This window comes from Nocardia salmonicida NBRC 13393 (genome assembly GCF_001613085.1).
Lineage (GTDB): Bacteria > Actinomycetota > Actinomycetes > Mycobacteriales > Mycobacteriaceae > Nocardia > Nocardia salmonicida.
In genome coordinates, this window is record NZ_BDBR01000017.1 from 139,268 (window position 1) to 150,425 (window position 11,158).

At 65.2% G+C, this 11,158-nt stretch carries 9 protein-coding genes; 3 read left to right on the plus strand and 6 right to left on the minus strand.

What is annotated here, in order from left to right:
- Positions 1-189 precede the first annotated feature (189 nt).
- On the plus strand, positions 190-561 hold the full coding sequence (locus tag NS1_RS19605; RefSeq protein ID WP_062986817.1) for a BlaI/MecI/CopY family transcriptional regulator: 372 nt from the start codon (positions 190-192) through the stop codon (positions 559-561).
- Positions 562-1,947: 1,386 nt separating this feature from the next.
- Entirely contained in the window at positions 1,948-3,039 is a 1,092-nt protein-coding gene (locus tag NS1_RS19615; protein WP_062986697.1) for a M56 family metallopeptidase, read from the plus strand.
- Positions 3,040-3,045: 6 nt separating this feature from the next.
- Here NS1_RS19615 and NS1_RS19620 read toward each other — a convergent pair whose 3' ends face one another.
- Positions 3,046-3,447, minus strand: coding sequence for a BlaI/MecI/CopY family transcriptional regulator (locus tag NS1_RS19620; protein WP_062986699.1), 402 nt, complete (start codon positions 3,445-3,447; stop codon positions 3,046-3,048).
- A gap of 379 nt (positions 3,448-3,826) precedes the next feature.
- On the opposite strand from NS1_RS19620, the gene NS1_RS19625 reads away from it, so the two are divergent.
- Positions 3,827-5,398, plus strand: a complete 1,572-nt coding sequence (locus NS1_RS19625) for a multicopper oxidase family protein (RefSeq protein WP_062986819.1) — start codon at positions 3,827-3,829, stop codon at positions 5,396-5,398.
- Positions 5,399-5,425: 27 nt separating this feature from the next.
- Here the strand turns inward: NS1_RS19625 and NS1_RS19630 are convergent, their stop codons facing one another.
- From NS1_RS19630 to NS1_RS19650, 5 genes are read right to left on the minus strand one after another with little or no spacing between them, the layout of a single operon-like run.
- Entirely contained in the window at positions 5,426-6,859 is a 1,434-nt protein-coding gene (locus NS1_RS19630) for an NADH-quinone oxidoreductase subunit N (protein WP_218019946.1), read from the minus strand.
- A 19-nt stretch (positions 6,860-6,878) separates the two neighbouring features.
- A complete protein-coding gene (locus NS1_RS19635; protein WP_062986701.1) occupies positions 6,879-8,372 on the minus strand; it encodes a complex I subunit 4 family protein in 1,494 nt (497 codons plus the stop codon).
- Positions 8,373-8,421: 49 nt separating this feature from the next.
- The gene (locus NS1_RS19640) at positions 8,422-10,278 is read right to left on the minus strand and encodes an NADH-quinone oxidoreductase subunit 5 family protein (protein ID WP_062986703.1); all 1,857 of its coding nucleotides are present in this window, start codon (positions 10,276-10,278) and stop codon (positions 8,422-8,424) included.
- 4 nt (positions 10,279-10,282) lie between these two features.
- A complete protein-coding gene (gene nuoK / locus NS1_RS19645) occupies positions 10,283-10,585 on the minus strand; it encodes an NADH-quinone oxidoreductase subunit NuoK (RefSeq protein ID WP_062986705.1) in 303 nt (100 codons plus the stop codon).
- Entirely contained in the window at positions 10,582-11,145 is a 564-nt protein-coding gene (locus NS1_RS19650) for an NADH-quinone oxidoreductase subunit J (protein WP_062986707.1), read from the minus strand. Before NS1_RS19650 ends, nuoK begins: the two co-directional genes overlap by 4 nt.
- Positions 11,146-11,158: the final 13 nt, after the last annotated feature.

Here is an 11,158-nt window from a genome sequence, read left to right on the forward strand (position 1 = left end):
TCATCGGACCCCGCTCCCGTTGCCCCGCACTGGCAGCTGGTAGCAGCCGCGGCGCGCGAAACGGTCGGGTCGCCGTGGCGCCCGGCCGTTTCGCGCGCCGACCGTTTTCGATCCGATGCGACATAGCGCTGTCGCCTCATCTACGATATTGCTACGTAGATTTCAGGTTCTTGCCAGGAGGTGGTGGCGATGGCACATCGTTTCGGTGATCTCGAAGCCGCAGTGATGGACCGAGTGTGGACGGCCGAAGGCAAACTCACCGTCCGCGAGGTCTACGAAAGCTTGCTCCTCGAGCGCCACCTCGCCTACACCACAGTGATGTCGACCATGGACAACCTGCACCGCAAGGGCTGGCTCGACCGTGAACGCCACGGCAAAGCCTACTTTTACTGGCCCACCCTGACCCGCGAGGAATACAGCGCCCAGCTCATGCGAGCCGCACTCGACGGGACTCGCTCCAGCCTCGTCCTTGCGCGCTTTGTCGAGCAGATCAGCGACGACGACTCCGACGCGCTACGGGCGCTGTTGGGTCGCACCGCGTCTCGCCGCACCGCGAACTGAGGCGAACAGCAGGCTTCCTGCGTTCGGTGCGGAGGGCTATGGCACGTTGTGCTGAACACCTGCCCGGCGGGACGGGGCACCATTCCACTCATTCACGTCCAATAATCATCGAGTGGGTCGGGCATGCGCGAACTTCGTTGTGACTTTCGTTGAGGTTTCTCCGATACTGCGCCGCGCAGGTCGGCACGGAGAGGCGTGGGCCCCGACTCATGCCGACCTGCACGCGAGCCGCACTCTCGCGGCAGGATCTACGTAAGCACACCGTCGATACATAAGCTCGCGTCACGCCACGACGGCGGTGGGGGCACTGAGCCGGGATCAAAAGTCCAGGCGGCGACCGACTCGACGGGCTTCCAGACGAGGCCCCCCTTGTCGTCCGAGAACGCTTCGTAGAGGTCATCGCGCCCCTCCACCAGTTGACTCCCGACGCAGCGGTCGACGTAAGTCGTGCCCGGCTGTTGCGCGCCGACGCTGAACACCCCAACAGGATCAGTAGCGGCGCCGGACGTGCGAACGGTGCTGTGGCGACTCGTTGCTGGTCCCCGTCGCCAGACGGGTGCGCCGGTGCCTGATTCGCAAGTGAAACTCCAGCCGCCCGTGATCACTGCCGCGTTCTGCGGGTGAGCTTCTCCGGCCCACAGACAGTCAGGATGAGCTAGACCGGCAGCCATACCGAGGCCGGGACCACCGATGATCGTGGCGGGCAACGCCAATGCAGCGACGATGAAGCGGGCACGCCACCTGACTGCCGGAGCGGGAAGTCTGTTGCCGACGCTGGGAGTGATCGGATGGGGCGCATGGTTCACGAATCGTCCTTCAGGTTCGGTTTGCTTACAGTGAGCCACAACCCACTGATCTACGTAGTGAAATAGTAGATCATCATCTACGTAGTGGAGCAGTAGATCCCGTCCGCGGCGATGCCGCCGCACGGGTCGACCGGGCGGTGCTCGCCAGAGCATGCGATGTTGTTCCTGACCGTGCTGAACTACCGCGACAAGCCGGGTGCGCTCGGCAATATCGGCACACCGAGCCGGGCGAAGTGGACATCGACATCCTGGCCGCGCCGCTGAGCCCGGGACATCAACACCGAGGGCGCCACCGTGCTGCTTCGCGTCATCGCCGAGCCTCCCGCCGAGGTGTAGCCCACGATCACCGAGACCGTCGGTGCGACCAAGGTGGTCCCGATGACCCGGACTGAAGCTCCACCCCATCCCGGACTGTCGGGAAACCGAGTCGGCGCAGGGTCGGGAGGGCGTCGTTGCCGTAGGTCCGCCACTTCACTACTGTCTACGTACGTATCCAGTAATGCGAATCGCATGTGCGAGTCGCGACGGCCAATGACCTAGATTGCCCATCGGCTCGACCCTCTCCGACGAAAGGCCGCCTGTGAGCGTCGCGGTGTGTCTGCTGCTCTATGGATTCACCGTCGCTGTCCTGGCGCCGCGGGTGCTGCGCCGATTCACCAGTGGTGGTATGGCGCCGCGCCTCGGCGTGGCGGCCTGGATGAGCGCGATCGTTTCGGTCGGCGTTTCCGCTGTCCTAGCTGTCCTCGCATTCGTCGCCGATGGGATACGCGACCTTTCAAAACCCGGAGGGCCGGGCATTCTGGACGAGTGCTTCCTCCAGTTACACGATGCCGCGATCGGCCGCTATGGCGGGTTCGTGCAGGTCGGCCTGCTGGCCTTGACCGCCGCCGCCGCGGTGGCAGGTTCGACGCTGGCCTACAAATTGATACGCACCCTGCTGCAGGCGCGCAGCACGACCCACGAGCACTCTCGGATGGCACGCATCGCGGGCCGCCATCACGCCGGGCTGGGCGCGGTGGTCATCGATGCCGATGAACCGATTGCCTATTGCGTCGCAGGCAGTCCACCCACGATCGTGGTCACCGAGGGCATCATCGCAACCCTCGAAGACCGTCACCTTATGGCCGTCCTCGCGCACGAGCGAGCGCACCTGAGGGGCCGTCATCATCTACTGCTCGCATTGACCCGTGGACTCGTCTCGGTTTTCCCACACATCACCCTGTTCCGCACGGCCGCAAGGGAAGTCGCACTACTCGTCGAGATGTGTGCCGACGACGCGGCCGCCCGTACACACGGCCGCCGCACTGTCCTGGAAGCAATGGTCGCACTGTCGCATGGCCGCGAAACCGTCGGTGTGCTCGGCGCCGCCGGGGTGGGGGTAGACGCGCGGATCGAACGACTGGCCACACCAGCAGAGCCCGCGCAGCGGGTGCGCGCCCGCCTGCGCCTCAGTACCGCGACCGCACTGGTGACCATCGGTCCGCTGATCGCCGCGCTGCTGGCAGCGGTCGGAATCGCGATCTGCGCCGACGATGAGCGCGGTGAAGGCATTGCTATCGGGCACCACCGAGCCGACGGGATCTCATTGGCGATCATGCCGTTCGGCTGCGACGGTCACCAACAGACCGACGCCGCGAAGATGCCGGTGCCGACCGAGCGGATGGCGCGGTGACACAGATCATTTCGAAGGTAGCCGCAGAAGGGACTCCGAAGCGTTCGACTGTCGATACCGGACCAATGCCGCACACAGACTCTCGGATTGCTCGCCACTGATCCCTTCCACGAAACAGGCGAGGACCGTGGCTGACTCGCCCCCTGCGCGAAGCGCGTCGTGCATCAGTCGCGCGCCGTATTCTTCTCGCGTCAAGACCGGCACGTACCTGTATGCCTTGCTCTCACGCACCTGATCGAGCCAGCCCTTGCGATGCAGATTGGTCATCGTCGACAGCACCGTCGTATATGCCAGGGACCGGTCGCCGGACAAGTCCTCGAACACCTCCCGAACCGTGGTCGGCCCCGCGCGCTGCCACAAGCGGTCCATCACCGCAGACTCCAGCACTCCGAATCCTCGCGAACCCATGGCCGGCCTCCCTACCTCGAGGCGAAACGCGTCGCATGCATCCTCGCCGCACGAACCGCCGCTCCGCGCACAGCCGGAACAAAGGCGGGCCCGCGACCCGAGTCGGTCAGCGATACATCCTACGTACATAGGTAGTATTGACACCGCCTGCGCGTCGGCGCAACATTTCCCAGCCGCACGATCAAGTAGTTACGCACCGGAAACGCCCCCGTCACGGCACCATCGGCCTCGGTCGACGTTGCGGAATCGACAACTGGGCAACACAGCGGAAGCCGATCTTCTACTAAGCTAGACAGTAGATATTTGCTAATCTGAACTGAGCCCGAGGTCAACCGCAGTCGAGCGGGCCCTTCGGATGACCACGCACAAGGGAGAGTCCATGCCGTCCAGTCACCTTCCTTCCGTCCCGATGAGTCGGCGCGGGTTCCTTGCCCTCGGGACCGGTGCGGCCACCGCCGCCGTACTCACCGCCTGTTCGCAGAACACACCGGGTGCGCGGACCCTCGTCGAACCGGGATCCGAAGCCGTCCAGGCCGCGGAGAACAGTCGTCGCGCCGCCGACGCGGCCGTCCGCGAGGTCACCCTGCGTGCCGAGCCGACGACCCTGGACCTCGGCGGCATCCAGGTTCGCAGCTGGGCCTTCGGAAACACGTTGCCAGGACAGGAGATTCGAATCCGTCGCGGGGAGGTGCTGCGAGCCGACATCACCAATTCGCTCCCAGCTCCGACCACAGTGCACTGGCACGGCATCGCGCTACGCAACGACATGGACGGGGCCCCGCACGTCACCCAGTCCGCGATCGACCCCGGCGGCACCTTCCGCTACGAGTTCGCCGTGCCCGATGCCGGAACCTACTTCTTCCACCCGCATGTCGGAGTGCAGCTCGACCGCGGCCTGTACGCTCCGCTGATCATCGAAGACCCCGAGGACGGCAAGGACTACGATCTGGAAGCCGTTGTCGTGCTGGATGACTGGCTCGACGGCGTCGACGGGCGCAATCCCGACAGCGAGCTGGAACAGTTGCGCGCCAAAGGCATGGCGGGGATGAATATGGGCGGAGCGACGCCGTCAGGGGGTGGCCACGGCGGCATGGACATGGGCGGAGCGACCACGACCATGACGATGCCCGCCGACCCCAACGCCCCTCTCGGCGAAGACCCGGGCGATGTCACCTACCCGTATTACCTGATCAACGGCCGTATCGGCACCGACCCTGTCACCTTCGCTGGACGCCCCGGCCAGCGCATGCGTCTGCGGATCATCAATGCCGCTTCCGACACTGCGTTCCGGTTCGCTGTCGGTGGCCTTCAGCTTCGCGTTACCCACAGCGACGGCTTTCCCGTACAACCGCAGGCGGCTTCGAATCTGCTGATCAGCATGGGCGAGCGGTACGACGTCATCGTCGATCTGGCCGACGGCGTCTTTCCTGTGGTCGCCGTTCCCGAGGGCAAGGCCGGACCACAAGGTTTCGCGTTGATTCGCACCGGCGGCGGAACCCCGCCCCCGCGCGACGTGCGCCCCACCGAGCTCGCCGCCGTGCCCGTCACCGCGACGGTACTGACGGCTGCTGACGCTGTTCGGCTTCCCGCCCGCAAACCCGACAAGACGCACGACGTCACACTCGCCGTGGATGACAAGAAGTACGTCTGGACCATCAACGGGAAAGCTTTCCCCGACCACGCCCCGCTCGATGTGTCCGAGGGGCAGCGGGTTCGCCTGCGATTCGTCAACAAGACCATGATGTTCCATCCCATGCATCTGCACGGCCACACGTTCCAGGTCGTCACCCCAGCAGGCAATGGCCCGCGCAAGGACACGTCGATCGTGTTGCCGATGAAGACTCTCGAAGTCGATTTCGACACCGATAACCCCGGGCAGTGGATGGTGCACTGCCACAACATCTACCACGGCGAGGCGGGGATGATGGCTGTGGTGTCGTACGTGAACTGATCCGAGACCGCTTGCCGCGTAATCGAATCAGGGCACAGCGAGGGAACCTTGCATCGCGTTCAGGATCGGACCGGCGAAGATGCCGATCAGGATCGATGCGGTCGCCGCACAGTAGGCGACCGCTCCGGCGACCGAGAACGGCCCCGGATGTTGGCCGTCGATGGCCTGCTTGCCGCTCACGGCAGGAACGATCCATCGCAGGTAGTAGAAGACGCTGGCCACCGCGTTGATCAGCGCGAGCACGACCAACCAGCCGAACCCGGCATCGAAGGCTGCGGTGAAGACCATCAATTTGCCCACGAAAACACCGGTGGGTGGGGTTCCGATGAGACCGAGCAGGCAGACGATGAGTGCGATGACCAGCGCGGGCTCATGACGGATCAGCCCGGCGTAGTCGGTGAGAGTCCGCAATCGAGGCAGCGCGCAGACCACCGCGAACACACCGAGATTGGTGAGGGCGTACGCCGCCAGATACAGCAGCACGGCGGGCAGCGCGAGTGTGCTTCGGTCTGCGGCGACTACCCCGACCAGTAGGTAGCCGACCTGGCTGATCGTCGAGTAGCCGAGCAGACGACGGACATCGGTCTGGAAGAAGGCCGCGAAGTTTCCCAGTGTCATCGACAGTGCGGCGATGATCGCAAGCAGCAGCCGCCAGTTCAGACCGCTCGGGTCGAGCACGATCGCGCCGAGCCGGTAGATGGCAACGACCGCACCGAGTTTCGGCACCGTCGTGATGATAGCGGCGACCGCGGGGCGCGCACCCTCAGCGACGTCGGGCACCCAGAAGTGGACGGGGACAGCACCGGCTTTGAACAGCAGTCCGCTCAGCACCGCGACGGCACCGATGCCGAGGGCGGCGCGCGGCGCGTCGTAGGTGGTCGTCGCCAACAGCGGGTAGGCCGTACCACCACCGGCACCGAGCAGCAGCGTCGCACCGAAGAACATCGTGGTGCCGAACAGCGCACCCATCAGGTAGAACTTCAACGCTGCCTCGGTGCCGAGTGTGTCCTTGCCGAACGCAGTGAGCGCGTAGAGGGGAATGCTGGCGAGAAGATAGCCGGTGAGCAGAACCAGCAAGTCGTTGGCCCCGGTCAGCAGGATAGCGCCGAGCCCACCCAGGACCAGCAAGACTATGAACTCCGATTCCCGTGCATTGCCTCGGGTTTCGGGCTGGGACATCGCGAGCAACAGCAGAATCGAACCGGCCACTGTGATTCGCACGGTATTGGTCGCGGTGTCGATGCCGTAGCTGCCCTCGAACAGTGTGTGGACATCGCGTTGCCACACCGCCACCGTCATCACGATGGTGGTGACCGCGCCGACCGCCGCGAGGCCCCGCACCGGCCACTGCCTGGCACGCGGCAGGAACGAACCGAGGAGTAGGCCGACGACGGCAGCCAGGGCGAGGGCCGCTTCTGGTGCGAGGGCGAGTAGGTCCGAGACCATCATGTCGTCGGTCATCTGGTCCATCTCCCCCATCTCAGCGCACCACCAGCACACCGAGCATCCGAGCGGCGGGTTCGATGACGTCGAGCAGGAAGCGCGGGAAGATCCCGATCACCACCGAACCCAGCATCAGGGGAATGATCGACACTGCTTCGCGACCGGTGAAATCTCCGAACGTCCCACTCCTCGACTCGCCGAGGAACATTCGCTGATAGGCGCGCAGCAGCAAGGCCGCGGTGATCAGAATGCCCAGGACCGACAAAGCGGTATATACCGGCGCGGGTGCGAACGATCCCGTGAAGATCTGGAACTCGGCGATGAACCCGGAGAAGCCCGGCAGGCCGAGCGAGGCGAACATCGCGGCGGCGGCGACGGCGGCGAAAACCGGTGCCTGCCCGGCCAAGCCGCCGTAGGCATCGATCTCGTAGGTCTGCCGACGTTCGTAGAGCACCCCCGCGAGAAGAAACAGTGCGCCCGTGATCAGGCCGTGGCTGACCATCTGGGTCACCGCGCCGGTGATCGCCAATGTGCGCGCTTGTTCGGTGTTGTCGGCGACCAGTCCCGCCGCACCGACGGCAAGGATGATATAGCCCATATGGTTCACCGAGGTATAGGCGATCATCCGTTTGAAGTTGGTCTGCGCAAGCGCGACCAGTGCGCCGTAGAGAACGCTGATCACACCAACGATCACGATCACCAGCGCGTAGCGCCGCCACTGGTCGGGCAGCATCGGCATCGCGATCCGCACGAAACCGTAGGTGCCGAGTTTGAGCAGCACGCCGGCCAGGATCGCCGATCCGGCGGCCGGGGCCTCGGTGTGCGCGGGCGGCAGCCACGTGTGGAAGGGCACTGTCGGTGTCTTGATCGCGAGGCCGACCACAATGGCCGCGAGCGCGACCGCACCGCGAGCACCATTGCCCGCCAAGGGGTTTGCCTGGGTCAACTCGACCATGTCGAAGGTGTGCGGATCTGCCGCGAGATACAGGACGATGAAGCCGAGCAGCAGGGCCAGCGAGCCGATGAAGGTGTAGAGGAAAAACTGCAGCGCCGCCCGCCGCGCCTGTCCGTGCCCCCAGCCGTTGATCACGAAGTACATGCCGACGATCGACAGGTCGAAGAAGACGAAGAACAGCACCAGGTCGAGGGAAACGAATGCGCCGAGGCAGACGCTTTCGAGGAACAGGAACAGTGCGGCGTAGAACCGAACCCGGCGGGTCTCGCGCAGCGAATAGATCGCGCAGGCCAGGAACAGCACAGTGGTCACAGCGACAAGCGGCAAACTGAATCCATCGATGCCCACGTGATAGCTGGATCCGACGGTAGGAATCCAGGAGCGACGCTCCTCGTAGGCGAACCCGCCATCGACGGGCGGGGTCCGGCGATATCCGATCCATATCCCTACGACCAGCACGACATCGACCGCGCTGACCACGACCCAGGTCCAGCGCGACACGCGGTCGCCGATGCGCGACACGGCCAGCAACACAGCCGCTACGGCCATCGGCAGGAACACCAGAATGCTGAGCACGCTTACCTCACCTCTATTCGCAGCGAATTCGTCACTGTGGCAACGTGGTTCATCGCAGGGTCAGCACAATCACAGCGAGCAGCAGGAGTCCTACCACCGCTTGGGCGTAGTACTGGTGCACCTGGCCCGTTTCCGGGCGGCGTGCCCATCGCCCCACATCGCGTGCCGCGGTGCCGGTATCGCGCACCGCCGCCTCGAGTGGTTTCTCCACGCGCTGATCGAGTTCGTGAGAGATCGCCAGAGTTGTGGTGGCCGTGGCATATACGCCACGGTTGAGCACTCGGTCGTCGAAATCGGCCAGCCATCGCGCCGCGGTGAGCGTCGGCACGACCACCGCGTAGTGCGCAGCCTTCTCCAGCCCGAACCAGTCGACAGCCAGCGCCGGTGCGGGAAGGTCGCCGCGACGAAGGATCAACGCGCGCACGATCAGCACGGTCACCACCGCAACAAGACCCGACACGCTCAGTTCCCACCAGGTGGCTTCGACCATCGCTCCCCCGTCGATGATGTCGGCGAATCTGTCACGCACAGAGGGCAGTACGGCGGCTCCCCCTACCGCGGTGACGGTAGCCAGCACCACCAGCGACAGCCGTTCGGAGGAGTTCACCCGACGAGTTCCGGCTTCCTCGGTATCCCTGAAGCTTTCGGTGTCACCGGTCGGCCGGGACCACACGAGCACGAGTGCGCGACCCGCGTACACCGCGCTGAGCACCGCGGCGACCATGCCGGCCAGATACAGCGCGACCGAATCAGATCGGGCTGCGGCGAGTACGGCATCTTTGGTCGGCCACAGCGCAAACGGCGGCACGCCCGCCAGGCTGAGGGCACCGATGGTGAAGGTCACCCCGACGACGGGATAGGTCCGCGCCACCCCTCGCAGGCCCGTGAGCTGTTTGGTTCCCAGCGCCGAGAGCCACGCACCCGCACAGAGGAACAGCAGACTCTTCGTCGCGGCGTGGGCGACGAGTTGTCCTGTCCCCGCCGCGATGCCGCCGACGCCGGCGGCAACGACGATGAAGCCGACTTGGGCGCAGGTAGACGCGGCGAGCAGCTGTTTCACGTCGGCCTGGCAGACCGCTACGGCGCCGAGCACGATCGCGGTGGCGACTCCGATCCAAGCCGTAGTCGGACCGGCCCACGCGGTGGACTCGAGCAGAGGGTACATCCGTAGGAGCAGGTACGCCCCCGCAGCAACCATCGTGGCGGAGTGCAACAGCGCCGACACCGGACTGGGGCCCGACATCGCGCGTGAGAGCCAGAAGCTGAACGGCAGTTGCGCGGATTTGCCCAGTGCGGCCAGCAGGACCCCGGCGGCCGCGACGTCGCGCCATCCGCCCTCGACACCGGCGGCGGAACCCATCGCGAGAGCGCCGTCTCCGCCTGCCAACAGAGCACCGGCGGCGAGATAGAGACCGACATCGCCGGTGCGGGTGGTCAGGAACGCCACCAGACCGGAGGACACGCGATAGTCGTCACGCCAATGAAAACCGATCAGTGCGTAGGACGCGGTACCCATGATCTCCCACGCCATCAGCAACGTGACGATGTTCCGCGCCACCACCGTGGTCAGCATGGCGGCGGCGAAGACAAGCATGAGTCCGTAGAACCGGGCACGTGGTTGATCGGCGCCCAGGTCACCGGTCGCGAACACCAGCACGGCGGTGGTCACCGCGGCGACGGTGACGATCATGACCGCCGACAGCCCGTCCACCCCCACCACGAACGGAATTCCTGCCAGCAGCGGAGCCGACCCACTCGGCCGGTCGACGGCGGCGAGCACAGCCAGCACCGTACTTACCGCCGCGACCGTGACCCCGAGCATCGGCGCGACGTGGTCGACGCGGCGGCCGCCCAGCAGCAGTGCCACGCCGACCAGACCCGGCAGCGCGATCAGCGACCACAGCATCGCCTCAGCCCTTCAGTTCGTCGGCCATGTCGACCATGTCGATGTCGCGGGCCCGGAAAATGGCCGTCGTGACGGCGAACCCGGCCGCCATCTCCACCGCCATGGCGGTCATCGCGACCAACACGAGCACTTGGGGGTCGGCCGATGGCCAGGCGAAGTACCAGAACGCGACTGCGGCGACGATGACGGCGTTGATCATCAGTTCCACGCCCATCATGATCATCACGATGGACTGCTGAGACAGCACTCCGTAGAGCCCGATGCTGAACAGGGCCGCGGCGAGCAGCAAGAACTCCGGTAGATTCATCGGCCGACTCCTCCTTCGACGGGATCGTCGGGGATGCGCCGATCGAGCCGGTCGCCGTAGCGGTCGTAGCGACCGCGATGGGTTGCCAGCACCACTGTCGACACGATCGTGGCGAACAGCACCAGCCCGACCACGATCATCACCAGCATCTTCGAGCCCATGATGGCCTCACCGAGCTGAACCGTCGGGTCATCGGGCAGCGGTTGTTCCCGTTCGGGCCAGTCGACCAGCACCGCGACGCTGGCCAGCCCGAGAAAGACCACCACCGAAATGCCCAGCGACGCTTTCTGGTTGTGCACCATCGACATCGGCATCAACCCGGCGGGGTTCATCATGTACATGATCATGAACACCACCATGATGACCATCTCCATGATCATCATCAGGACGACGAGCACACCGAGGTAGGCCAGGTCGACCAGAAATATGGTGCCTGCGGCGAAGCAGAACGACAGGAGCAACGCGAAAGTCGCACGCGCCATCGAATCGACCCGGAATACCGCGAGCCCGGTCGCGACCGCCCCGACCGCACACACCCAGAAGATCACCTGCGCCCACATCGTTGGCTCCTCC